The sequence below is a fragment of the Streptomyces glaucescens genome (assembly GCF_000761215.1).
GTDB classification, from domain to species: Bacteria; Actinomycetota; Actinomycetes; order Streptomycetales; family Streptomycetaceae; genus Streptomyces; species Streptomyces glaucescens_B.
This window is the reverse complement of the sequence record NZ_CP009438.1, coordinates 3,055,407-3,078,011: the sequence shown is the minus strand read 5'-3', so window position 1 is coordinate 3,078,011 and position 22,605 is coordinate 3,055,407. Positions and strand designations below refer to the sequence as shown.

The following is a 22,605-nucleotide window of genomic DNA, read 5'->3' as shown; positions in this document are numbered from 1 at the left end:
AGGGTCGTAGGCGCACCCGTACCCGTCCCATGGGGGGAAGTGCGCGCGTGAACATGTGGCGAGAAGACGCCCAACCGGAGTGGCCCGAGGTCGCGTCCCCGACGGGGGAACCGCGGACCGGCACCCAGGCCTTCCCGGAAGCCCGGTCGTGGTCCGCGGACCACGAGGGCCGGCTCCCGTCGGACGCCGCCGAGACGCAGCTGCTGACGTCGGTCGCGGAGACGCAGGTCATATCCCCGGTGGCCGGGACGCAGCTGATACCCCCGGTGGCGCAGACCCGGCTGATACCTCCCGTGGCCGAGGCGGGACCGATCCCCCCGATGGCCGAGCCGAGCCTGATCCCCCCGATGGCCGAGGCGCCGCGGGAGCCGTCAGCGCGTACCCGCGCGGTGCCCGGAGCGGCGCCGACTCCGGGAACGCCCGGGGCGGTTGACGGCCGGACCGCTCCCGGGACGGCACCCACCGGACGCACCCGGCCGATGCCCCCGGCTGCCGACGCCCGGCCGGCCCCGTCGCCGGCCGACACCCTGGCGCTGCGGAAGGTCGGGGTGCCCCGGCAGCCGCGTCCCGCCGAGCCCCGCGGCCCCCGGCCGGCGCCCGGCTTCACGGCCCCGGCCACCGGCCCGGCATCCGGCGGGACCCCCGGCCCGGCCGCCGGCGCAGCCCCCCGCGCGGGCGCCGGCGCCGCTCCCGGCAGAGGCGCCGGCCCGCGCATCAGCTGGGGCACGGGCACGCCCCCCGGCACCGCTCCCCGCACGGACACCCCCGGCACCCCGCCCCGCACGCCCCCCGGCACCGCTCCCCGCCCGGCCCCTGCCCCGGAGCCCGGGACCGGCGCCGCCACCCACGACCCGCACGAGGTCACCGTCCAGCTCGACGCCGTCCAGCTCGGCGACGGCGTGCTGCGCCAGGTGGCGGCCGGTGTCCCCGACGCCTCCGACGCGCCGGTGTTCGTCGACGAGACCGGCCGCCGCGTCCGCCGTTTCCGGCGCATCGGCATGGCCGTCGGACTCGCCTGTGCCGCGTTCGCCGTCATCACGGTCGCCACCCTCCTCTCCGGCGACTCCGAGGCACCGGCGCTGCCCGTGCCCGAGCAGGACGGCGGCCGCCCGGCGAGCCAGGTCGACAGCCCCCCTTCGGCCGCCGAGTCCGCGCGGCCCACGGCTCCCGGCTCCTCCGGCGGGGTTTCCGTGAGCGGCGCCGGTGCGACCTCCGCGCCGGACGCCGACACCGCCGTACCGGACGCCGCCACCGCACCCGCCGGCCCGGGCACCGCGGCGCGCGATCCGGAGCCGACGGCCGCGGGGGCCGTCACCGGGCCCGGTTTTACCCCTAGCGGAACCGGGGCCCCCGCCCCGTCACAGCCCGCCGGCCCCGCGTCCGACCCCGCCCCCACCGACGCCGGCCCGTCCGCCGTCCCCTCCCCGACAACCGGCGGCGGCAACCCGGGCGACGGCCCCGGTACCGGCAGGCGCCCCGACCGCACCTCCGCCGGCTCCCCGCTCTCCGCCCACGCCTCGTCCCCGGAGCACGTCCTCTGATGGCATCCCGCGCCCGTCACAGGGCGGCGACCGGAGCCCGTGACGGCTCCCGGCAACGCCGCCTGCCCCTGCGCTTCCTGCTGCCCGCGCTCGTCCTCGTCGCCCTCATGGCGATGCTCATGCTGCGCGGTTACGTGCACAGCGAGATCCTCGCCGACCACCGCGTCCGCCCCGCGGCCGGCACCGACCGCGTCCCGGAGAACATCCTCGCCGGCGGCCCGGTCATCGACGCCCGCGGCAGCCGCCCCACCACTCTGTCCGTGCCGGACCACCGGCTCGTCCTCACCTTCGACGACGGCCCCGACCCGGTGTGGACCCCGCGGGTCCTCGACGTGCTGAAGAAGCACGACGCGCACGCCGTCTTCTTCGTCACCGGCACCATGGCCTCCCGCTACCCCGGCCTGGTCCAGCGCATGGTGGACGAGGGCCACGAGATCGGCCTGCACACCTTCAACCACCCCGACCTCTCCTACCAGTCGAAGCGGCGCATCGACTGGGAGCTGTCCCAGAACCAGCTCGCGATATCCGGCGCGGCCGGCATCCGCACCTCCCTGTTCCGCCCCCCGTACTCCTCCTACTCCGCGGCCATGGACAACGCCTCCTGGCCGGTGACCGAGTACATCGGCAGCCGCGGATACGTCACCGTCGTCAACAACACCGACAGCGAGGACTGGCGCAAGCCCGGCGTCGACGAGATCATCCGCCGCGCCACCCCGAAGAACGGCAAGGGCGCCATCGTCCTGATGCACGACTCCGGCGGCGACCGCCACCAGACCGTGCAGGCCCTCGACCGGTTCCTGCCCGGCCTCAAGGCGCAGGGCTACGCCTTCCAGAACCTCACCGAGGCCCTCGACGCACCCAGCGCGCACACCCGGGTCAGCGGCCTCGCCCTGTGGAAGGGCAAGGCGTGGATCTTCCTGGTCCAGGCCTCCGAGCACATCACCGACGGCCTGGTCGTCGGCCTCGCGATCATCGGCAGCCTGGTCATCGGCCGCTTCCTGCTGATGCTGCTCCTCTCCGGCTGGCACGCCCGCCGGGTCCGCCGGCGCGGCTTCCGCTGGGGACCGCCGGTCACCGAACCCGTGTCGGTGCTGGTCCCCGCGTACAACGAGGCCAAGTGCATCGAGAACACCGTGCGTTCCCTCATGGCGAGCGAGCACCCCATCGAGGTGCTGGTCATCGACGACGGCTCCTCGGACGGCACGGCTCGCATCGTGGAGGCCATGGGCCTGCCGAACGTCCGGGTCATCCGCCAGCTCAACGCCGGCAAGCCCGCCGCCCTCAACCGCGGCCTCGCCAACGCCCGTCACGACATCGTCGTCATGATGGACGGCGACACCGTCTTCGAACCCGCCACGGTCCGCGAACTCGTCCAGCCCTTCGGCGACCCGGGCGTCGGCGCCGTCGCGGGCAACGCCAAGGTCGGCAACCGCGACACGCTCATCGGCGCCTGGCAGCACATCGAGTACGTGATGGGCTTCAACCTCGACCGCCGCATGTACGACATGCTGCGCTGCATGCCGACCATCCCGGGCGCCGTGGGCGCCTTCCGGCGCAGCGCGCTGCAGCGGATCGGCGGCATGAGCGACGACACCCTCGCCGAGGACACCGACGTCACCATGGCCCTGCACCGCGACGGCTGGAAGGTCGTGTACGCGGAGAACGCCCGCGCCTGGACCGAGGCCCCGGAGACCGTCCAGCAGCTGTGGTCCCAGCGCTACCGCTGGTCGTACGGCACCATGCAGGCCATCTGGAAGCACCGCCGGGCGCTGGTGGAACGCGGTCCCTCCGGCCGCTTCGGCCGGGTCGGCCTCCCGCTGGTCTCCCTCTTCATGGTCCTGGCCCCGCTGCTGGCCCCCCTGATCGACGTCTTCCTCGTCTACGGCCTCGTCTTCGGCCCCACCGCGAAGACCGTCTCGGCCTGGCTCGGCGTCCTCGCCCTCCAGGCGGTCTGCGCGGCGTACGCCTTCCGCCTGGACCGCGAACGCATGACCCACCTGATCTCGCTGCCCCTCCAGCAGATCCTCTACCGCCAGATCATGTACGTCGTCCTGCTCCAGTCCTGGATCACCGCCCTGACGGGCGGCCGGCTGCGGTGGCAGAAGCTGCGGCGGACGGGAGTGGTGGGCGCCCCACCGGACCCGGCCGTGCGGCAGCCGGCCGCGGACGGCGGACCGGTCTGACGTGACCACGCTCGACGAACCACAGGAATCCCGGAACGTGACCGTACCCCCCGCCCCGACCTCCCCCCCGGCCGGCCCGGCCGGCCCCGCCGAGGCGCCCCCGCCGCCGGCCCCGCGCGCCCCCGTGCGCGACCGGTACTTCGACCTGCTGCGGGCCGTGGCTCTCTTCCGGGTGGTGCTCTACCACCTCATGGGGTGGGTGTGGCTGCCCGTGGTGTTCCCCTCCATGGGCGTCATGTTCGCGCTGGCGGGCAACCTCATGGCCAGGTCGCTGCGGCGCCCGGCCGTGCAGGTCGTACGCGGCCGCATGCGCCGGCTGCTGCCGCCGCTGTGGCTGATGGGCGCGATCGGCGTGACCGGCATGCTGCTCCAGGGCTGGGCACCCGACGACGACGGGCACCCCGGCTGGTGGTGGCTGCACCTCGCCTTCTGGGTCCTCCCGCTCAGCGACCCGCCGTACGCGGAGGGACTGCCCGGAGTGCACGGCGTCCTCGGCGAGGACTGGGCCACCGAACTGGCCGGTCCGCTGTGGTACATCCGTGCCTACCTCTGGTACGTCCTGCTCTCCCCGCTGCTGCTCAGAGCGCTGCGCGTCCAGCCGTGGATCACCATCGCCGCGCCCCTCGCCCTGTCGGCGGTCCTGGAGTTCGGCTACCTCGACCTGCCCGGCGAGCGGCTGCCCTCCGCACTCACCGACTTCAGCACCTTCGGGGCGTGCTGGGTCCTCGGCATGGCGTACCAGCAAGGGGTGCTGCGGCGGATCCCGGCCTACATCGTCCCGTCGGTCGCCCCGCTCATCGCGGCGGTGGGCCTCTGGTACGCCCTGGGCCACGGCCTCGGTGACGGCCGCGAACTCGACGACATCTCGTTCGCCCAGGCCCTGTGGTCCTTCGGCACGGTCCTGCTCCTGCTGCACCTCAGCCCCAGCTGGTCGCAGTGGCCCCGCCGGCTGCTCCCCTTCGACCGCCTGATCACCCTGCTCAACTCGCGGGCGGTCACGATCTACCTCTGGCACAACGTCGCCATCCTCGTCGCCGCCACCGTGTGGGACGACCTGTGGAGCATCGACACCCTCGCGGAACACGAGTCATGGCTCCTGGAGAGCCCCTGGCCCGTCCTCGGCCTCGCCTGGCTGCTCATCGCGGGCTGCGTGCTCGCGTTCGGGTGGGTGGAGGACCTGGCGGCGAAGCGGAGGCCGCAGCTGTGGCCGGACGGCGGCCGGCGCCGGGACTGACGAACACCCGGGGCCCGTCCCGGACGAGACGGGCCCCGGGTGTGTCTCAGCCGATGGCGATGCGGGTCTTCCAGTGGCTGGTGGGGCCGACGATCACCGTTCCGGCACCGGAGAGCGCGGTCCTGCTGCCGGAGTAGAACCGGATGGACCCGTCGGACCGCGTGGTCCAGATGTCGGGGACACGGTCCCCGTTGGCGTCCGGAGTGCCGTGCAGAAGGAGCACGCTGCTGCTGTACCAACCTATGCTGGGCCACGGAGCCGGTTCCCGTCCCTGGTGGAGGTCTGATGAGTACGCCCGCACCGGAAGACTTCAGCCCGCCGCCCCGGCCACGCCTGTCGGTCGAGGAGATGCTGGCGGCGAAGAACACCCAACCGATCCGCTCCCTGGACGATCTTGCCGCCGACACGTTCGAGTCGGACGAGGAACTGGAAGAGTTCCTCGCCTTCACGTACGCCGAGCGCCACCGAGACGTCGCCTGAGGTCGCATGCAACCCGTCATCCTGGACACCGACGTCGCCTCCCTGTCCCACAAGTGCAAGCTCACCGGGCCGCTCGCCACTCGCCTCATCGGCCGCAAGCCGCTGATCACCTTCGTGACCTACGGCGAACTGACCAAGTGGATGGAGATCCGCCACTGGGGCGCCCGCAGCCGCCAGGAACTCGCCGACTGGCTCGCCGACATCCCCGTCCTACCCGGCGACGAGTCCGTCGCCACCACCTGGGGACGGCTCTCGGCCGCCGGGATACAGCGTGGCCGGCCCCGCCCGGCCAACGACATGTGGATTGCCGCCTGCGCTCTCACCTATGACCTGCCGCTGGCCACCCTCAACCTCAAGGACTACGAGGACTTCCGCCTCCACCACGGCCTCCGCATCCTCGGCGCCGAGTAACGGCCGCGTCTGACGGCAACCGGACGCGACACCGCCGCACTCCCACGAACCTCAGCGGACGATCAAACGTGGCCTGACCTGCGCAAGGCGGGCAGGGAGGGTGGAGGACACCGCGCGGGGAACACGACGTCCAGCGTGAGGCACGTGGCCCTTAGAGTTTTCCCGTCGCCCAGGCATCACCCGAGGAGAGACCGTGACCGACGTGCAGCCCGCAAGCCTCCAGCAGCAGATCGCCCGCGACCTCCAGGTCGGCGAGTCCTTCGACGCGCGGGAGGAGATCGAGCGGCGGGTGGCGTTTCTCGCCGAGCGGCTGGCCTCCGGTGGGCTGCGGGCGCTCGTGCTCGGGATCAGTGGGGGTGTGGACTCCTCGACCGCCGGGCGGCTGTGCCAGCTCGCGGTGGAGCGGGTGCGCGAGGGCGGCGGCGAGGCGACGTTCTTCGCGATGCGGCTGCCGTACGGCGTACAGGCCGACGAGGCGGACGCCCAGCGGGCGCTGGAGTTCATCCGGGCCGACAAGGTGCTCACCGTCGATGTGAAGCCCGCCAGCGATGCCGCGCTGGAGGCCGTGGTGGCCGGCGGGACCGTGTTCCGGGACGCGCACCACCAGGACTTCGTGCACGGGAACATCAAGGCGCGGCAGCGGATGATCGCGCAGTACGCGGTCGCGGGCGCGGAGAACGGGCTCGTCGTCGGGACCGATCACGCCGCCGAGGCCGTCTCCGGGTTCTTCACGAAGTTCGGCGACGGGGCCGCCGACGTCGTGCCGCTCACCGGGCTCACCAAGCGGCGGGTGCGGGCCGTCGCCGCCGAGCTGGGGGCGCCGGACTCGCTGGTGTGGAAGACGCCGACCGCCGACCTGGAGACCCTCGACCCGGGCAAGCCCGACGAGGACGCGCTCGGGGTGACGTACGACGAGATCGACGACTTCCTGGAGGGCAAGCCGATCTCCGAGGCCGCCTTCGAGGCGATCGTCCGCCGCTACCGGCTCACCGAGCACAAGCGGCAGCTGCCGATCGCCCCCTGATGGTCACCTCGCCCGTGTGCCCAGCGTCGCGACGAACCTCGTCCACGTCGCTGGGCGGACGGTGAGGTGGGGGCCGGTGGTGCGCTTCGAGTCACGGATGTGGACGGTGGTGGGGGCCGTGGCTATCTCGACGCAGTTCGCGGCCTCGGCGCTGTGCGTCGACTTGCGCCAGATGAGTTCGGACACGATGGGTCTCCTCACAGGTCTTGGGCGATGCGCTGGATGAGGTCCCGGGACGCCGGCTCGGAGAGGGCGCGGGATCGCATCCGGTCCAGTACGGAGCGGTACCGGTGCAGTTGGGCTTCTGCGTCCAGGAACTCGCATCCGTGGTCAGTGTCCAGTACCACGGTGTCCAGTTGGGGTACCGGGCCGAGGGCGTAGGTGATGGGCTGGCCTGAGGCCGGAAAGCCGGTCTGCCCGAAGGGGATGACCAGGACCGTGATGGTCGGCTGGTCGCTCATCTCCACGAGGTGAGCGAGTTGGGCGCGTGACACTTCGGGACCACCGAAGCCCATGTGGAGAGCCGCCTCGTGAATGACGGCGATCAAGGGCGTGGGCGGGTCGCCGAAGAGCACGGCTTGGCGCTTCACCCGGTATGACACACGGTGCTCGATCTCGTGCGGACGCAGCTGCGGGACCGCTTCCCGCATCGTTGCGCGGGCGTGCTCCGGTGTCTGGAGCAGGCCCGGCATATGGACGGTCACTGCCACCTCGATGGCTGCCGCGTGGTGTTCGAGTTCCGCCAGATCGAGCAGGCCGGACGGAAGGGTGTCCCGGTACTCCTCCCACCAGCCGCGCTTACGGCCGCCCGTCATCGCCGTCAGCGCGTCGACGTACGCGTCGTCGGCACAGCTGTAGTTGCGGGCCAGAGTGCGCACCCGGTCGGCGCTCACCGCGTACCGCCCGGCCTCGATGTTGCTGATCCGTGCCTGCGGGCTGCCGAGCAGCGCGGCTGCCGCTGTAGAGGTGAGGCCCGCGCGCTCACGCAGTTTCCGTAGCTCGGCTCCGAGGCGCTGTTGACGCAGAGTCGTGGGTGGAGCGGTTGGCATGGCGAGTGGTTTCTCTTCGTGTCGTGGAGCGAAAGGTCACCCACACGAGTGGGGATTGGTAGTTCTTCGCAGACTTTAATGGAAGTTCTTCCATTAGGCTGGCTACCTTGAAGCCGCAAGGCGCTCAACCGCCCCCGCCCGTAAGCCGGAAGCGCACCGCCCCGCGGCACTGCCACCGCCCGGCGTCGGCGTCGAGCGTGTCCAAGTCCCCTTCCTCCCGGAGGTGTTCCGTGGTCACCGTAGCCCCGTACCGGCCCTGGGTGTACGCCCTTCGCCTGCCACATGACCCCCGCGCCGCACACGTCGCACGGGTGACCGTGCGGGCCGTGCTCCGCTCGCACGGGAGGGAGGAAGTGCTCGACGCCGTCGAGCTGCTGGTGTCCGAGCTCGTCTCCAACGCCTACCTGCACACCGAGGGGCCCGCCTCGCTCCGGCTGACGGGGCTGGCCGACGGCCGGCTGAGGGTGGGGGTGTGGGACAGTGACCCGCGTATCCCGGCGCCCTTCGGTGATCCTCCCGGTGAACGCCGGGTCTCCTCCGTTCCGGGCGACGCCGAGCACGGGCGTGGGCTGCTGCTCGTGCGGGAGTACGCGAACGCGTGGGGCGGATGTCCCCTGGGCGACGGGCTGCTCGGGCGGGGCAGCGGCAAGTTGCTGTGGTTCGAGGTGGGCGCGCATGGCCCGAGGAGAGGGTGACGGCTTGATCCCGCACACCGCGCGGCTCTTCGTCGACGGACCGCTGCGCAGGGTCCTGGAGCTTGCCTGGAGCGGGAGCACGGCGTCCTGCCGTGACCGTGCGCGCGCCCGTGTGGAAAACTGCCCCGCGTTGCGGAAGTGAACAGCGTGACTCACGTGGCGCGGGAAGCGGGGGTACGGGTGAGCAAGCGGCAGATACAGGGCATGCTGCGGCTGATGGCGAGCGGAGAGCCCGTCCAGGTCACGAGTGCCATGGCGTCCGTGAAGAAGCTCGCCCGGCTCGCCTTCGTGGCCCAGCAGTTCGGCTACGAGTACGCCGACGTACGGCAGCAGGGCGGGGCCAACAACAGCGCCCTCGTCATGCTGATCGTGCCCGACCCGTCGCCCCAGGCCCGCACGCGGGCCGCGCAGAACTGGGCGCAGTACCCGAACGCGGGGGACGGGGTCTCGCTGCCGCCCTTCGTGCCGGACGCGCTGGAACTGCTCACGGCCCGGATCAACTACGACCTCACGGGCAACGGCATCGAGAAGCGGCTGCTGTTCGCCGCTCTGGCCGCCACGGCCGGGTCCGCCGCCGTCGCCGTGCAGGACGGGTCCGGCGCGCTGCTGTGGGCCGGCCTGCTCTGGGTGCTCCTCATGGGCATCCTCGGCTTCGGGTTCTTCTTCAACCGGCGGCGCAACGCGAAGTTCGCGGCGCGGCTCCGGGCCGCCGGGTTCACACCGGCCGCCGACGAGAACGGGCGGGTGCGGTACCTGCCGCCGGGCGGCCACCTGCCGGGGCACGGGAACCCGTTCGCCCAGCCCCACACGCCTCAGCAGCCGTATGCGCCGCAGCCGTACGTGCCCCAGCAGCCCTACGCGCCCCAGCAGCCGTATGCGTCGCAGCCCTACCCGCCCCAGCAGCCCTACGCCGCCCCCGGCCCCTACGGCCACCCGCACGGTCACCAGCCCCACCCGCCGTCCGCCCAGCAGCCCCACCCGACGCACCCCCAGCAGCCCCCGGCCCCCTGATCCCCGCTCGCCGGGCCCCGCCGCGGGCGACCTCTCATCCCCCCTCCTTCCGGGGTGAGAGCAAAGTTCCCTTCCGGTCACCCGCAGCCACAGTCCGGAAACGCGCCCTCCCTACCTTCGGGACGTACCCCAGCCCGGAGCACCGTGGAGGCGTCATGACGGCCCCTAGTACAGCCCCCGCACCCCCGTCCCCCGGCAGGGGTCCGTCCCCGGGCCGGGGCGGGCGCTGGATCCAGGAGTGGGATCCGGAGGACGAGACGTTCTGGCAGGAGAAGGGGGAGCGGATCGCCCGGCGCAACCTGCTCTTCTCCGTGCTGTCCGAGCACATCGGGTTCTCGGTCTGGACCATGTGGTCGGTGCTGGTGCTGTTCATGGGCCCCGAGTACGGGCTCACGCCGGCCGACAAGTTCCTGCTGACCTCGGTCGTCACCCTGGTCGGCGCGGTCGTCCGCGTTCCCTACACCTTCGCCGTCGCGATCTTCGGCGGACGCAACTGGACGGTCGTCTCGGCGGCCATGCTGCTGATCCCGACGATCGCCGCGTTCACCGTGATGGAACCCGGGACCTCCTTCTCCACCTTCCTCCTCGTCGGCCTGCTGGCCGGTGTCGGCGGCGGCAACTTCGCCTCCTCGATGACCAACATCAACGCCTTCTTCCCGCTGCGGAAGAAGGGCTGGGCGCTCGGCCTGAACGCCGGCGGCGGCAACATCGGCGTGCCGGTCATCCAGCTCGCCGCGCTGGCCATCATCGGCGCGAGCGGCGGGCCGCGGGTGCTGCTGGGGATCTACATCCCGCTCATCCTGGTCGCCGCCGTCCTCGCCGCGCTCTTCATGGACAACCTGGAGAACGTGCGCAACGACACCGGTGCCGCCAAGGACGCGGCGCGTGACGGGCACACCTGGATCATGGCGTTCCTCTACATCGGGACGTTCGGGTCGTTCATCGGGTACTCCTTCGCCTTCGGCCAGGTGCTGACCAACCAGTTCGGCCGTACGCCGCTCCAGGCGGCCTACCTCACCTTCATCGGCCCGCTGCTCGGCTCCCTGATCCGCCCCCTCGGCGGCTGGCTCGCCGACCGCTACGGCGGGGCCCGCATCAGCCTCTACAACTACGTCGGCATGGGCGTCGCGACCGCCGTCCTCGTCTACGCCAGCATGCGGCAGACGCTCGCGCTGTTCGTCCCGGTGTTCGTGGTGCTGTTCGTGCTCAGCGGGCTCGGGAACGGGTCGACCTTCAAGATGATCCCGGGCATCTTCCACGCCAAGGCCCTCGCCCGGGGGCTGCGCGGGGAGGACGCGGCGGCCTACGGGCGGCGGCTTTCCGGGGCGTCGATGGGGCTGATCGGCGCGGTCGGCGCGCTCGGCGGCGTCGGCATCAACATGGCCTTCCGCCAGTCCTTCCTCTCCTACGGCTCCGGCACCGGCGCCTTCGTCGCCTTCCTGGTCTGGTACGCGGCCTGCTTCGTGGTCACCTGGTCCGTATACCTTCGCCGTCCGGCGGGCCGTACCGCCGCGTCGGAGGCGACCATGGAGAGGAAGCCGCAGCTCGGCTACGCCGAGGTGTGACGTAACACCGGCGACATCGAGCCGAACCGAGCCTGTCACGCGGCGTTGACAGGCTCGGAGGCATGTAGGTGCGACAACTCGAGTGCGGGACGAGAGTTTATGTACGAGGAACAGCAAGGACCGGACAGCGGGACCGGGGCGCGGGCCGAGCACGGGCCGCTCGCCGGGTTCACCGTGGGAGTGACGGCCGCGCGCCGGGCCGACGAGCTCGGGGCGCTGCTCCAGCGGCGCGGAGCCGCCGTCCTGCACGCCCCGGCCTTGCGGATCGTGCCGCTCGCCGACGACAGCGAGCTGCTGTCCGCGACGAAGGACCTGCTCGACCGGGTGCCGGACGTGGTGGTGGCCACCACCGCCATCGGCTTCCGGGGATGGGTCGAGGCCGCCGACGGCTGGGGGCTGGGCGAGCCGCTGCTGGAGCGGCTGCGGGGCGTGGAGCTGCTGGCCCGCGGGCCGAAGGTGAAGGGCGCGGTCCGGGCCGCCGGGCTGACCGAGGAGTGGTCGCCGTCCTCCGAGTCGATGGCCGAGGTGCTGGACCGGCTGCTTCAGCAGGGTGTGGAGGGCCGCCGGATCGCCGTACAGCTGCACGGCGAGCCGCTGCCCGGGTTCGTGGAGTCGCTGCGGGCGGCCGGCGCCGAGGTGGTCGGGGTGCCGGTGTACCGGTGGATGCCGCCGGAGGACCTGTCGCCCGTGGACCGGCTGCTGGACGCCGCGGTCTCGCGGGGTGTGGACGCGGTCACCTTCACCAGTGCGCCGGCCGCCCAGTCGCTGCTCAACCGGGCCGAGGAGCGCGGGCTGCTGCCCGAACTGCTCACCGCCCTGCACCACGACGTCCTCCCGGCCTGTGTCGGACCGGTGACCGCGCTGCCCCTCCAGAACCACGGCGTGGAGACCGCGCAGCCCGAACGCTTCCGGCTGGGCCCGCTGGTCCAGCTCCTGTGCCAGGAACTGCCCGCCCGCGCCCGGTCGTTGCCGGTCGCCGGGCACCGGCTGGAGATCCGCGGGCACGCGGTCCTGGTCGACGGCGTGCTGCGGCCGGTGCCGCCCGCCGGGATGTCGCTGCTGCGGGCCCTGTCCCGGCGGCCGGGCTGGGTGGTGGCCCGCGCGGACCTGCTGCGCGCGCTGCCCGGTGCCGGACGGGACGAGCACGCCGTGGAGACGGCGATGGCCCGGCTGCGTACGGCTCTCGGCGCGCCGAAGCTGATCCAGACCGTCGTCAAGCGCGGTTACCGCCTGGCCCTGGACCCGGCGGCGGACGCCAAGTACGCGGACGCCTGAACCGCGCCCGTACCCGGACGCCCGAACCGCGCCCATCTGCCGCTCGGTTCCGGCTCCCGCCCGTCCGGCCCCGGCACGGTCGGCTCCCGCGCGTCCCCGTTCCGCCCGGCCACGTTCCGCGCGGTGCGCGTTCCCGCCGCGCCGGTGGTCGCGCCGAGCAGCGCCCGGTTCCGCGTTCCCGCCGCGCGCCGGTGGCCGCTTCAGGGGTTCCGGCTGGGAAGGCGGGCAGGCACTGTAGGAGGGAACACCCAGGTGACCCCTAGGCGGTGACAGGCGCATGGCACTGGGTACGGCCACGGACGCCCCCGAGTTGCGGTTCGACGCCGGGCGGCGCTGTCTCGACCTGCTGGCGACCACGCATCCGGGCGAACGGCTGGACTCGGTGGACGTGTTGCGCGCCTGGATCACCGGGGCCGGGCTGGTGCCGCCGGGCACCCCGCTCGGCCAGGCGGACACCTCCTGGCTCCAGGGCTTCCGGGAACTGCGCGCCCGTATCGACCCGTTGGTGCGCGGCACGCTGCGGCCCGCCGGGAGCGGCACCGGGTACGACCGGGCGCTCGCCCGCCTCAACGAGCTCGCCCGCGCCGCGCCCCCGGCCCCGCGCGCGGTGCGCGCCGAGGACGGCACGCTGGTGCGGCGGCTGGACCGCCCGCCCGACTGTGCCGCGCTGCTCGCGGCGGTCGCCCGGGACGCCGTGGAGCTGCTCACCGACCCCGCCGCGCGGGCCTGTCTGCGGCAGTGCGCCGGCGGCCGTTGCCCGATCGTCTACCTCGACACCTCGCGCGGGCGGCGCAGGCGCTGGTGCTCCAGCGAGGTGTGCGGGAACCGTGAGCGGGTGGCCCGGCACCGGCGCCGGGCCGCCCTCACCGGCACCCCGCCGGGGGAGTGACGTGCGTAACACCCGCCATCCCGGGCGTCCTTGACCCCCGTGGGGGAAATGTGAAGGCCGTAGGGGGGAATTGCGGTGGCATGTCCGCCTCGTCACGGCGGCGAGCAGAAAACTGTCGCCTCGCTTTGAACACCCGGCACCCCGCGTGCGTACCCGTCCCTGAGCGACCGGCTGGGGGAACCCCCGGACATCGGAGGTGGGCGTGCGCAAGGATTCCGTCGTGGCCAGGGAACGTGGAGCGAGGGCCCGACATCGCATGCCCGCACAGCCCGCGGAGCCCGACGAGGAGCTGATGCGCGCGCTGTACCGCGAACACGCCGGACCCCTGCTCGCCTACGTGCTGCGCCTGGTCGCCGGAGACCGGCAGCGCGCCGAGGACGTCGTGCAGGAAACGCTCATCCGTGCCTGGAAGAACGCCGGCTCGCTCAACCGGGCGACCGGATCGGTACGCCCCTGGCTGGTGACGGTCGCCCGGCGCATCGTCATCGACGGCCACCGCAGCCGGCAGGCCCGGCCGCAGGAGGTCGACCCGTCGCCGCTGGAGGTCATCCCCGCGGAGGACGAGATCGACAAGGCGCTGTGGCTGATGACGCTGTCGGACGCGCTCGACGACCTGACCCCGGCACACCGGGAGGTGCTCGTCGAGACGTACTTCAAGGGGCGTACCGTCAATGAGGCGGCTCAGACCCTGGGGATACCGAGTGGCACCGTGCGCTCCCGGGTGTTCTACGCACTGCGTTCGATGAAGCTGGCACTGGAGGAGCGGGGGGTGACGGCGTGATGAGTGGGTACGGGGGATACGGCGCGGGGGGTCCGGGTATGTCTGGCCCCATGCAGGGATCTCAGGGGCCACAGGGACCCACGGGCCCGAACGAACACGAGACCGTCGGCGCCTACGCCCTCGGGATTCTCGACGACGCCGAAGCAACCGCTTTCGAGGCGCACCTCGCGAACTGCGAGTGGTGCGCGCAGCAGCTCGACGAGCTGGCGGGCATGGAGCCGATGCTCGCGGCGCTCGCCGACCTGCCCGGCGCCGGCACGCCCGCGATCGGCGAGTCCCTCTCCGCGCGGCCCGGCCCACGGCTGGCGGAGAGACTCGTCGACGAGGTCGCCGAGCGCCGCGCGCAGAAGCGCCGGCGCGGTTTCTACATGGTCGCGGCGGCGGCCGCGCTGATCGTCGGCGGGCCGTTCGTCGCCGTGGCGACCAGCGGGGGCGACGACGGCGGCGGCCGGCCGGTTGCCGCCCGGGCGAGCAGCCCCGCCGAGGCGTCCTTCGACGAGATCGACGACAAGGTCACCGCCACCGACCCGGGCACCCGGGTCAGCGCGACCGTCGCGCTGGAGAAGAAGGCGTGGGGCACGCACGCGGTCCTGGAGCTGAAGAACGTCAAGGGACCCCTGAAGTGCTCCCTGATCGCCGTCGGCAAGAACGGCGAGCGGGAGACGGTCACCTCCTGGTCGGTGCCGGACTGGGGGTACGGCATCCCGGGCGCCACCACCGACCAGGCCAGGCAGCCGCTGTACGTGAACGGCGGCGCCGCGTTCACGCCGGAGGAGATCGACCACTTCGAGGTCATGACGTTCGCCGGCGAGCGGCTGGTGGAGGTCGACGCGTAGCACCCGTCCCCGGGCCCCGCGCGGCACCCGTCCCCGGGCTGCGCGCGGGGCCCGGGGACGCGGGGGCCGATGGGCGCCCCCGTAGCTTTCCGCCACCCCCTTCGCGTACGGTGGACGGCTGCCCAGCACGTCAGAAGGGGGCCCGGTGGCCGCACAGGCTCAGCAGACTTCCGCGGTCGACCCGGTTCAGGACACCGGTCACGACTCCGTCCGCGATCGGGAGATCGGCGTCGAACAGGTACACCTGGACCGGGTGTACCGCCGCCTGGAGGAGAAGATCCACGAGGCGGAGTTCCTCATGGAGGACGCGGCCCGGCGCGGCCAGGTCGGCACGCCCGGCGCGCTCGCCGAGCGGGACGCGCAGGTGTTCCGCGCGGGCGTCCACCTCAACCGGCTGAACAACGAGTTCGAGGACTTCCTGTTCGGCCGGATCGACCTGTTGCCCGGCAAGGACGGGAAGAAGGGCCCGGACGGCGCGTACACGGCGGTGGAGCCCGCCGAGGGGGCGGTACGCCCGGACAACACCGCCGACATCGCCGAGACCCTGCACATCGGCCGGATCGGCGTCCTCGACGAGGACTACTCCCCCCTGGTCATCGACTGGCGGGCCCCGGCCGCCGCGCCCTTCTACCGGTCCACACCGGTGGACCCGGGCCGGGTCGTGCGCCGGCGCGTCATCCGGTCCAAGGGCCGCAGGGTGCTCGGTGTCGAGGACGACCTCATGCGCCCCGAGCTGAAGGCGTTCCTCGACGGGCACGAGCTGCCGGTGATCGGCGACGGCGCCCTGATGGCCGCGCTCGGCCAGGCCCGCAGCCACACCATGCGGGACATCGTCGCCTCGATCCAGGCCGAGCAGGACCTGGTGATCCGCGCGCCCGCCGCCTCGGTGACGTACGTGGAGGGCGGCCCGGGCACGGGGAAGACCGCCGTCGCGCTGCACCGCGCGGCCTACCTGCTCTACCAGGACCGGCGCCGGTACGCGGGCGGCATCCTGATCGTCTCGCCCACCCCGCTGCTGGTCGCGTACACCGAGGGCGTGCTGCCCTCGCTCGGCGAGGAGGGCCAGGTCGCGATCCGCGCGATCGGCTCGCTCGTCGACGGCGCCGAGGCGACCCTGTACGACTCCCCGGCCGTGGCCCGCGCCAAGGGCTCCTCCCGCATGCTCAAGGTGCTGCGCAAGGCCGCCCGGGGCGCGCTGGAGGCGAACGGTTCGCCGGACCGGCTCCGGGTCGTCGCGTTCGGCCGGCGGCTGGAGCTGGAGGCCGGGGAGCTGGGCCGGATCCGCCAGACCGTCCTCGGCGGCACCGCGCCCGTGAACCTGCTGCGCCCGCGCGCCCGCAGGCTGCTGCTGGACGCCCTGTGGCAGAAGTCGGGCGCCGCCGGCCGGCACACCGACCCGGAGCTGGCCGCCGAGCTGCGTTCCTCCTTCGACGAGGACGTCGCGGGCGAGGACTCCTTCATCGCCTTCCTCGACGCCTGGTGGCCCGAGCTGACCCCGGCCGGGGTGCTGGCCGCGATGGCCGACGAGAAGCGGCTGGGCCGCTGGTCGCGGCGGGTGCTGAACCCCGGCGAGGTCCGCAGGGTCGCCCGCTCACTGAAGCGGGACGGGCACTCCGTGCACGACATCGCGCTCCTCGACGAGCTGAACGCCGTCCTCGGCGCCCCGGCCCGCCCCCGCAGGAGGCGCGAGCTGGACCCGCTGGACCAGCTCACCGGGCTGGAGGAGCTGATGCCGGTGCGCGAGGAGTCGCAGCGCGAGCGCGCCGAGCGCCTGGCGCAGGAGCGGGTGGAGTACGCGCACGTCATCGTCGACGAGGCGCAGGACCTCACGCCGATGCAGTGGCGCATGGTCGGCCGCCGGGGCCGGCACGCCACCTGGACGGTCGTCGGCGACCCGGCGCAGTCGTCCTGGTCCGACCCGGACGAGGCCGCCGAGGCCCGTGACGAGGCCCTGGGCACCCGCCCCCGCCGCCGTTTCCAACTCACCGTGAACTACCGCAACCCGGCCGAGATCGCCGACCTGGCGGCGAAGGTGCTGGCGCTGGCGATGCCCGGCTCGGAGGCGCCGTCGGCCGTGCGCTCGACGGGTGTGCAGCCGCGCTTCACGGTCGTCCGGGAGTCGCTGGGGGAGACCGTCCGGGAGGAGGCCGCGCGGCTGCTGGACCGGGTCGACGGCACGATCGGCGTGGTCGTGGCGATGAACCGGCGCGAGGAGGCGCGGCGCTGGCTGGCCGGGCTCGGCGACCGGGTGGTGGCGCTCGGCAGCCTGGAGGCGAAGGGCCTGGAGTACGACGCGACGGTCGTCGTCTCGCCGGCGGAGATCGCCGACGAGTCGCCGGCGGGCCTGAGGGTGCTCTACGTGGCCCTGACCCGGGCCACGCAGCAGCTGACGGTGGTCTCCGGGGAGCGGGACGAGCCGGACGCCGCGGGGGTGCCGGACCTGCTGCGGGACTGATCGGGGAGGGTTTTTCCCGAGAGGGGAATGGTCGTCCGGGATCGTTTGTTAGCCTGGATGTGACACCGGCTCGATCCAAGCCCCCGGGCCCAACCTTCGTCGCTACGAGCGACCACTTGCCGCGAGGCGAGCATGGCGGGTCGGTGTCATGAACGTACGAAGAGGCCCACGTCGAATGTGACGTGGGCCTCTTTGTCGTCACAGGGCTGGCTGATCGATTCTCGTATCGTGGAAGATGTTTTCCGAAAGTCGTGGTCGCCCATGAACAAAACGTCCGCAATCCGGGGCGACTACTGCCTACCCGTTGGTAGGTGCGACGATCGGACGGCACAACTTCGCGACACGGTGAAAGCAGAGGAAGTCGGCCATGGCAACGGCGCCCAGCGTCTCCTACTCGATGACCATCCGGCTGGAGGTGCCCGCGAGCGGAACCGCCGTCTCGCAGCTCACCACCGCCGTGGAGTCCTCCGGAGGCTCGGTGACCGGCCTCGACGTCACCGCGTCCGGCCACGAGAAGCTCCGTATCGACGTGACGATCGCCGCCACGTCCACCGCCCACGCCGACCAGATCGTCGAGCAGCTGCGCGGCATCGAGGGCGTCACGCTCGGCAAGGTCTCCGACCGTACGTTCCTGATGCACCTCGGCGGCAAGATCGAGATGGCGTCGAAGCACCCCATCCGCAACCGTGACGACCTCTCCATGGTCTACACGCCGGGCGTGGCCCGCGTGTGCATGGCGATCGCCGAGAACCCCGAGGACGCGCGCCGCCTCACCATCAAGCGCAACTCCGTTGCGGTCGTGACGGACGGCTCCGCCGTGCTCGGCCTCGGCAACATCGGTCCCAAGGCCGCGCTGCCCGTCATGGAGGGCAAGGCGGCCCTCTTCAAGCGCTTCGCCGGCATCGACGCCTGGCCGATCTGCCTCGACACCCAGGACACCGACGCGATCGTCGAGATCGTCAAGGCGATCGCCCCCGGCTTCGCGGGCATCAACCTCGAGGACATCTCCGCGCCCCGCTGCTTCGAGATCGAGGCCCGGCTGCGCGAGGCCCTCGACATCCCCGTCTTCCACGACGACCAGCACGGCACCGCCATCGTGGTGCTCGCCGCCCTCACCAACGCGCTGCGCGTGGTGAACAAGGGAGTCGGCGACGTCCGGGTCGTCATGTCGGGTGCCGGCGCGGCCGGCACGGCCATCCTGAAGCTGCTGATCGCGGCCGGCGTCAAGCACGCCGTCGTCGCCGACATCCACGGAGTGGTGCACGCCGGCCGCGAGGACCTGGTCGACGCCGCCCCGGGTTCGGCGCTGCGCTGGATCGCCGACAACACCAACCCCGAGGGCGTCACCGGCACCCTCAAGGAGGCCGTGCGCGGCGCCGACGTCTTCATCGGCGTCTCCGCCCCGAACGTCCTCGACGGCGACGACGTGGCCGCCATGGCCGACGACGCCATCGTGTTCGCGCTCGCGAACCCCGACCCCGAGGTCGACCCCGCAATCGCCCGTCAGACGGCCGCAGTTGTGGCCACCGGCCGCTCCGACTTCCCCAACCAGATCAACAACGTGCTGGTCTTCCCGGGCGTCTTCCGCGGCCTGCTGGACGCCCAGTCCCGCACGGTCAACACCGAGATGATGCTCGCCGCCGCCAAGGCCCTCGCGGACGTCGTCACCGAGGACGAGCTGAACCCGAACTACATCGTCCCGTCCGTCTTCAACGACAAGGTCGCGGGCGCCGTCGCGGGAGCGGTGCGGGACGCGGCGAAGGCGGCCGGAGCGACCGCCTGAGGCCTCGCCGGGCCCATCGGCCCGGGCTGTGAGGATCACCACGGTGGGCCGGGAATCCGGCGCGTCGTGGAACCGGGCCCGCCCGCACGCCCTCTAGGGTGGGCGGGCCGTCGGCCGCCGCCATCCGGGTGGACGGCCGGTCAGGGGCGCGCCTCGTGTGACTCCCAAGAGTGTTCTCACGACTCCGACGGGTGCCGGATTGGCTTTCCCGCCGCAGGTAGGGGCAGGATGCGGTCCTGGGCGCGAGCGTCTGACGACGGACCCGGGTCCAGGGACTGTCCGAGGGCCCTGGCAGCATCGGCTTCGCTGTGCCCGAGATGCGGCTCCGCCGCGTGGCACGCCCCAACAGCAAGAAGAACACGGGAGTAACAACATGAACCGCAGTGAGCTGGTGGCCGCGCTGGCCGACCGCGCCGAGGTGACCCGCAAGGACGCCGACGCCGTCCTGGCCGCGTTCGCCGACGTCGTCGGCGACATCGTCTCCAAGGGCGACGAGAAGGTCACCATCCCCGGCTTCCTGACCTTCGAGCGCACCCACCGTGCCGCTCGCACCGCGCGCAACCCGCAGACCGGCGAGCCGATCCAGATTCCGGCCGGCTACAGCGTGAAGGTCTCCGCGGGCTCCAAGCTGAAGGAAGCCGCCAAGGGCAAGTAAGCGCTCCGCGACGGGCGCCGGGTGACCGCGGGCCGTCTCGCGGCCTGCGGGCCGCCCGTGGCCGGCCGCGCAGTTCCCCGCGCCCCTCTCGCAGGGGGCGCTCCGCCAAACGCCGATGGGGCGGCCACCCGGACTCGGGTGGCCGCCCCATCGGCGTTCGCGGTGGTGCGGGTGTCAGCCGAGGGGCTTGCCCGGCAGCTCGACCTTGGCGCCCAGCTCCACGAGCTTCTCCATGAAGTTCTCGTAGCCGCGGTTGATCAGTTCGATGCCGTGCACCCGGGACGTGCCCTGGGCGGCCAGGGCCGCGATCAGGTACGAGAAGCCGCCGCGCAGGTCGGGGATGACCAGGTCGGCGCCCTGGAGCCGGGTCGGTCCTGACACGACCGCGGAGTGCAGGAAGTTGCGCTGGCCGAAGCGGCAGTCGGAGCCGCCCAGGCACTCGCGGTAGAGCTGGATGTGGGCGCCCATCTGGTTGAGCGCGGAGGTGAAGCCGAGCCGGGACTCGTAGACCGTCTCGTGGATGATGGACAGGCCCGTGGCCTGGGTGAGGGCGACGACCAGCGGCTGCTGCCAGTCGGTCTGGAAGCCGGGGTGCACGTCCGTCTCCAGGGCGATGGACTTGAGCTGTCCGCCCGGGTGCCAGAAGCGGATGCCCTCGTCGTCGATCTCGAAGGCGCCGCCCACCTTCCGGTAGGTGTTGAGGAACGTCATCATCGAGCGCTGCTGGGCGCCGCGGACGTAGATGTCGCCCTCGGTGGCCAGCGCCGCGGACGCCCAGGAGGCGGCCTCCAGGCGGTCCGGGAGGGCGCGGTGGGTGTAGCCGCCCAGCTTGTCCACACCGGTGATGCGGATGGTGCGGTCGGTGTCCATCGCGATGATGGCGCCCATCTTCTGCAGGACGCAGATCAGGTCCTCGATCTCTGGCTCCACGGCCGCGTTCGAGAGTTCCGTCACGCCTTCCGCGAGCACCGCGGTGAGCAGCACCTGCTCGGTCGCGCCGACGGACGGGTACGGCAGCCGTATCTTGGTGCCGCGCAGTCGCTGCGGGGCCTCCAGGTACTGGCCGTCGGCCCGCTTCTCGATCGTGGCGCCGAACTGGCGCAGCACGTCGAAGTGGAAGTCGATGGGCCGCCCGCCGATGTCGCAGCCGCCGAGGCCCGGGATGAAGGCGTGGCCGAGGCGGTGCAGCAGCGGGCCGCAGAAGAGGATCGGGATGCGGCTGGAGCCGGCGTGGGCGTCGATGTCGGCCACGTTGGCGCTCTCGACGTGCGTCGGGTCGAGCACCAGCTCGCCCGGCTCCTCGCCCGGTCGGACCGTCACGCCGTGCAGCTGGAGCAGCCCGCGGACCACGCGCACGTCGCGGATGTCCGGAACGTTGCGCAGCCGGCTGGGGGCGCTGCCCAGCAGCGCGGCGACCATGGCCTTCGGCACGAGGTTCTTCGCGCCGCGGACACGGATCTCGCCCTCCAGCGGGGTTCCGCCGTGGACAAGCAGGACATCGTCGTTGACGGTCATGAATCTCGCGTTCCGTTGGAATGGGTGGCAGGGCCGGAGAGACAGAGTAATCGCCGTGGGCCCCTGTCCCGTAAGCCCGAGTACCGCGTGGGTACGTCATGGCTGTGTCACAACACGAACCGTTCCCCGTCGGGCACATGGGGTCACCGGCGCGCCGGGCGCGGTCCGCCGGGGCGGGGCGCCGCGGTGCCGGGCGCCGGTCCGCACGCGGGGCGCACCGGTGCACACCCCGGTCGCCTTCACCCGGCCGTCCGGATTGCCTCCCCATGCCGGGGGAAGATGCGGGATCATGTCTGGCATGACCGAGGTGTCCTCGCTCACAGGGCGGCTGCTCGTGGCCACCCCCGCCCTGGCGGACCCGAACTTCGACCGTGCGGTGGTGCTCCTCCTCGACCACGACGAGGAGGGCTCCCTCGGTGTCGTCCTCAACCGTCCGACGCCGGTGGGCGTGGGCGACATCCTGGAGGGCTGGGCGGACCTGGCGGGCGAGCCCGGTGTGGTCTTCCAGGGCGGCCCGGTGTCGCTGGACTCGGCGCTCGGGGTCGCCGTCGTCCCGGGCGGGGCCTCGGGGGAGGCCGCCCCGCTGGGCTGGCGCCGGGTGCACGGCGCGATCGGTCTGGTGGACCTGGAGGCCCCGCCGGAGCTGCTGGCCTCCGCCCTCGGCTCGCTGCGGATCTTCGCCGGGTACGCCGGCTGGGGACCCGGACAGCTGGAGGACGAGCTGGTGGACGGGGCCTGGTACGTGGTGGAGTCCGAGCCGGGGGACGTGTCCTGCCCGGCCCCGGAGAGGCTGTGGCGCGAGGTGCTGCGCCGGCAGCGCAACGAACTGGCGATGGTGGCCACCTATCCGGACGACCCGTCGCTCAACTGAAGCATGTGAGCTTCAGTACTCTTGGTTTCTATGAGCACTCTCGAGCCCGAGCGCGGGACTGGTACGGGGACCCTCGTAGAGCCGACGCCGCAGGTGTCGCACGGCGACGGTGATCACGAGCGCTTCGCCCACTACGTCCAGAAGGACAAGATCATGGCGAGCGCCCTCGACGGCACCCCCGTCGTGGCGCTGTGCGGCAAGGTGTGGGTGCCGGGCCGCGACCCGAAGAAGTACCCCGTGTGTCCCATGTGCAAGGAGATCTACGAGTCCATGGGCGCCGGCGGTGACGACAAGGGCAAGGGCGACAAGTAACCCGTCCGCCCTCTCCTGCCGGTTTTCCCGCGAGGCCCCC

At 72.5% G+C, this 22,605-nt stretch carries 22 protein-coding genes; 18 read left to right on the top strand and 4 right to left on the bottom strand.

The window, feature by feature from the left end; all coding sequences use genetic code 11:
• Positions 1-479: 479 nt before the first annotated feature.
• Genes SGLAU_RS35935 through SGLAU_RS13270 form a run of 3 tightly spaced genes read left to right on the top strand, consistent with a single transcriptional unit; the run spans position 480 to position 4,958 of the window.
• Positions 480-1,541, top strand: coding sequence for a hypothetical protein (locus SGLAU_RS35935; protein ID WP_208868910.1), 1,062 nt, complete (start codon positions 480-482; stop codon positions 1,539-1,541).
• Positions 1,541-3,724 (top strand): glycosyltransferase, encoded by a 2,184-nt coding sequence (locus SGLAU_RS13275; protein ID WP_043501315.1) that lies wholly within the window; start codon positions 1,541-1,543, stop codon positions 3,722-3,724. The genes SGLAU_RS35935 and SGLAU_RS13275 overlap by 1 nt, the downstream gene beginning before the upstream one ends.
• 37 nt (positions 3,725-3,761) lie before the next feature.
• The gene (locus SGLAU_RS13270; RefSeq protein WP_043506580.1) at positions 3,762-4,958 is read left to right on the top strand and encodes an acyltransferase family protein; all 1,197 of its coding nucleotides are present in this window, start codon (positions 3,762-3,764) and stop codon (positions 4,956-4,958) included.
• Positions 4,959-5,004: 46 nt separating this feature from the next.
• On the opposite strand, the gene SGLAU_RS35230 is transcribed toward SGLAU_RS13270, so the two are convergent.
• Positions 5,005-5,181 (bottom strand): hypothetical protein, encoded by a 177-nt coding sequence (locus tag SGLAU_RS35230; protein WP_159072777.1) that lies wholly within the window; start codon positions 5,179-5,181, stop codon positions 5,005-5,007.
• A 62-nt stretch (positions 5,182-5,243) separates the two neighbouring features.
• Between SGLAU_RS35230 and SGLAU_RS13265 the strand changes: the two genes are divergently transcribed.
• From SGLAU_RS13265 to nadE, 3 genes are all read left to right on the top strand, one after another.
• The gene (locus SGLAU_RS13265) at positions 5,244-5,438 is read left to right on the top strand and encodes a hypothetical protein (protein WP_043501312.1); all 195 of its coding nucleotides are present in this window, start codon (positions 5,244-5,246) and stop codon (positions 5,436-5,438) included.
• A 6-nt stretch (positions 5,439-5,444) separates the two neighbouring features.
• Positions 5,445-5,849, top strand: coding sequence for a type II toxin-antitoxin system VapC family toxin (locus SGLAU_RS13260; protein WP_043501311.1), 405 nt, complete (start codon positions 5,445-5,447; stop codon positions 5,847-5,849).
• A 193-nt stretch (positions 5,850-6,042) separates the two neighbouring features.
• Positions 6,043-6,873, top strand: a complete 831-nt coding sequence (nadE, locus tag SGLAU_RS13255) for an ammonia-dependent NAD(+) synthetase (protein ID WP_043501309.1) — start codon at positions 6,043-6,045, stop codon at positions 6,871-6,873.
• A gap of 3 nt (positions 6,874-6,876) precedes the next feature.
• On the opposite strand, the gene SGLAU_RS13250 is transcribed toward nadE, so the two are convergent.
• Both SGLAU_RS13250 and SGLAU_RS13245 read right to left on the bottom strand, forming a co-directional pair.
• The gene (locus SGLAU_RS13250) at positions 6,877-7,059 is read right to left on the bottom strand and encodes a DUF397 domain-containing protein (RefSeq protein WP_078957700.1); all 183 of its coding nucleotides are present in this window, start codon (positions 7,057-7,059) and stop codon (positions 6,877-6,879) included.
• A gap of 11 nt (positions 7,060-7,070) precedes the next feature.
• The gene (locus SGLAU_RS13245; RefSeq protein WP_043501308.1) at positions 7,071-7,922 is read right to left on the bottom strand and encodes a helix-turn-helix domain-containing protein; all 852 of its coding nucleotides are present in this window, start codon (positions 7,920-7,922) and stop codon (positions 7,071-7,073) included.
• Positions 7,923-8,119: 197 nt separating this feature from the next.
• Here SGLAU_RS13245 and SGLAU_RS13240 point away from each other — a divergent pair, with 197 nt between their 5' ends.
• From SGLAU_RS13240 to SGLAU_RS13195, 10 genes are all read left to right on the top strand, one after another.
• Positions 8,120-8,617 (top strand): ATP-binding protein, encoded by a 498-nt coding sequence (locus tag SGLAU_RS13240; RefSeq protein WP_318536219.1) that lies wholly within the window; start codon positions 8,120-8,122, stop codon positions 8,615-8,617.
• 156 nt (positions 8,618-8,773) lie between these two features.
• The gene (locus SGLAU_RS13235; RefSeq protein ID WP_318536218.1) at positions 8,774-9,628 is read left to right on the top strand and encodes a hypothetical protein; all 855 of its coding nucleotides are present in this window, start codon (positions 8,774-8,776) and stop codon (positions 9,626-9,628) included.
• A gap of 155 nt (positions 9,629-9,783) precedes the next feature.
• Positions 9,784-11,193, top strand: coding sequence for a nitrate/nitrite transporter (locus tag SGLAU_RS13230; protein ID WP_043501301.1), 1,410 nt, complete (start codon positions 9,784-9,786; stop codon positions 11,191-11,193).
• A 99-nt stretch (positions 11,194-11,292) separates the two neighbouring features.
• Positions 11,293-12,468 carry a uroporphyrinogen-III synthase gene (locus SGLAU_RS13225; RefSeq protein WP_043501299.1) on the top strand — a complete coding sequence of 392 codons (1,176 nt, stop codon included), beginning with the start codon at positions 11,293-11,295 and terminating at the stop codon, positions 12,466-12,468.
• 277 nt (positions 12,469-12,745) lie between these two features.
• Positions 12,746-13,357: a CGNR zinc finger domain-containing protein gene (locus SGLAU_RS13220; protein ID WP_043501298.1), complete on the top strand. Its 612-nt coding sequence runs from the start codon at positions 12,746-12,748 to the stop codon at positions 13,355-13,357.
• A gap of 196 nt (positions 13,358-13,553) precedes the next feature.
• A complete protein-coding gene (locus tag SGLAU_RS13215) occupies positions 13,554-14,138 on the top strand; it encodes a sigma-70 family RNA polymerase sigma factor (RefSeq protein WP_043501296.1) in 585 nt (194 codons plus the stop codon).
• 50 nt (positions 14,139-14,188) lie between these two features.
• Entirely contained in the window at positions 14,189-14,974 is a 786-nt protein-coding gene (locus tag SGLAU_RS13210; RefSeq protein WP_043501295.1) for an anti-sigma factor family protein, read from the top strand.
• Positions 14,975-15,119: 145 nt separating this feature from the next.
• On the top strand, positions 15,120-17,429 hold the full coding sequence (locus SGLAU_RS13205; protein WP_043501293.1) for a HelD family protein: 2,310 nt from the start codon (positions 15,120-15,122) through the stop codon (positions 17,427-17,429).
• 367 nt (positions 17,430-17,796) lie between these two features.
• Positions 17,797-19,212 (top strand): NAD-dependent malic enzyme, encoded by a 1,416-nt coding sequence (locus SGLAU_RS13200; protein ID WP_043501291.1) that lies wholly within the window; start codon positions 17,797-17,799, stop codon positions 19,210-19,212.
• Between the two features lie 373 nt (positions 19,213-19,585).
• Positions 19,586-19,867, top strand: a complete 282-nt coding sequence (locus SGLAU_RS13195; RefSeq protein ID WP_003990598.1) for an HU family DNA-binding protein — start codon at positions 19,586-19,588, stop codon at positions 19,865-19,867.
• 174 nt (positions 19,868-20,041) lie between these two features.
• Here the strand turns inward: SGLAU_RS13195 and murA are convergent, their stop codons facing one another.
• Positions 20,042-21,382 (bottom strand): UDP-N-acetylglucosamine 1-carboxyvinyltransferase, encoded by a 1,341-nt coding sequence (murA, locus tag SGLAU_RS13190; RefSeq protein ID WP_043501289.1) that lies wholly within the window; start codon positions 21,380-21,382, stop codon positions 20,042-20,044.
• 298 nt (positions 21,383-21,680) lie between these two features.
• Between murA and SGLAU_RS13185 the strand changes: the two genes are divergently transcribed.
• Together SGLAU_RS13185 and SGLAU_RS13180 are read left to right on the top strand one after the other, a co-directional pair.
• On the top strand, positions 21,681-22,253 hold the full coding sequence (locus SGLAU_RS13185; protein WP_043501287.1) for a YqgE/AlgH family protein: 573 nt from the start codon (positions 21,681-21,683) through the stop codon (positions 22,251-22,253).
• A 30-nt stretch (positions 22,254-22,283) separates the two neighbouring features.
• Positions 22,284-22,565 carry a DUF3039 domain-containing protein gene (locus tag SGLAU_RS13180; RefSeq protein ID WP_043501286.1) on the top strand — a complete coding sequence of 94 codons (282 nt, stop codon included), beginning with the start codon at positions 22,284-22,286 and terminating at the stop codon, positions 22,563-22,565.
• The last annotated feature ends 40 nt before the right edge of the window (positions 22,566-22,605 follow it).

What these genes read in the sequence shown, in the direction of transcription:
- SGLAU_RS13225 (WP_043501299.1), top strand. Translation starts at nt 11,293, where the DNA reads ATGTACGAGGAACAGCAAGGACCGGACAGCGGGACCGGGGCGCGGGCC.
- SGLAU_RS13210 (WP_043501295.1), top strand. Translation starts at nt 14,189, where the DNA reads ATGCAGGGATCTCAGGGGCCACAGGGACCCACGGGCCCGAACGAACAC.
- SGLAU_RS13265 (WP_043501312.1), top strand. Translation starts at nt 5,244, where the DNA reads ATGAGTACGCCCGCACCGGAAGACTTCAGCCCGCCGCCCCGGCCACGC.
- SGLAU_RS13260 (WP_043501311.1), top strand. Translation starts at nt 5,445, where the DNA reads ATGCAACCCGTCATCCTGGACACCGACGTCGCCTCCCTGTCCCACAAG.
- SGLAU_RS13230 (WP_043501301.1), top strand. Translation starts at nt 9,784, where the DNA reads ATGACGGCCCCTAGTACAGCCCCCGCACCCCCGTCCCCCGGCAGGGGT.
- SGLAU_RS13195 (WP_003990598.1), top strand. Translation starts at nt 19,586, where the DNA reads ATGAACCGCAGTGAGCTGGTGGCCGCGCTGGCCGACCGCGCCGAGGTG.
- SGLAU_RS13180 (WP_043501286.1), top strand. Translation starts at nt 22,284, where the DNA reads ATGAGCACTCTCGAGCCCGAGCGCGGGACTGGTACGGGGACCCTCGTA.
- SGLAU_RS13245 (WP_043501308.1), bottom strand. Translation starts at nt 7,922, where the DNA reads ATGCCAACCGCTCCACCCACGACTCTGCGTCAACAGCGCCTCGGAGCC.
- murA (WP_043501289.1), bottom strand. Translation starts at nt 21,382, where the DNA reads ATGACCGTCAACGACGATGTCCTGCTTGTCCACGGCGGAACCCCGCTG.
- SGLAU_RS13275 (WP_043501315.1), top strand. Translation starts at nt 1,541, where the DNA reads ATGGCATCCCGCGCCCGTCACAGGGCGGCGACCGGAGCCCGTGACGGC.
- SGLAU_RS35935 (WP_208868910.1), top strand. Translation starts at nt 480, where the DNA reads ATGCCCCCGGCTGCCGACGCCCGGCCGGCCCCGTCGCCGGCCGACACC.
- SGLAU_RS13220 (WP_043501298.1), top strand. Translation starts at nt 12,746, where the DNA reads ATGGCACTGGGTACGGCCACGGACGCCCCCGAGTTGCGGTTCGACGCC.
- SGLAU_RS13185 (WP_043501287.1), top strand. Translation starts at nt 21,681, where the DNA reads ATGACCGAGGTGTCCTCGCTCACAGGGCGGCTGCTCGTGGCCACCCCC.
- SGLAU_RS13200 (WP_043501291.1), top strand. Translation starts at nt 17,797, where the DNA reads ATGGCAACGGCGCCCAGCGTCTCCTACTCGATGACCATCCGGCTGGAG.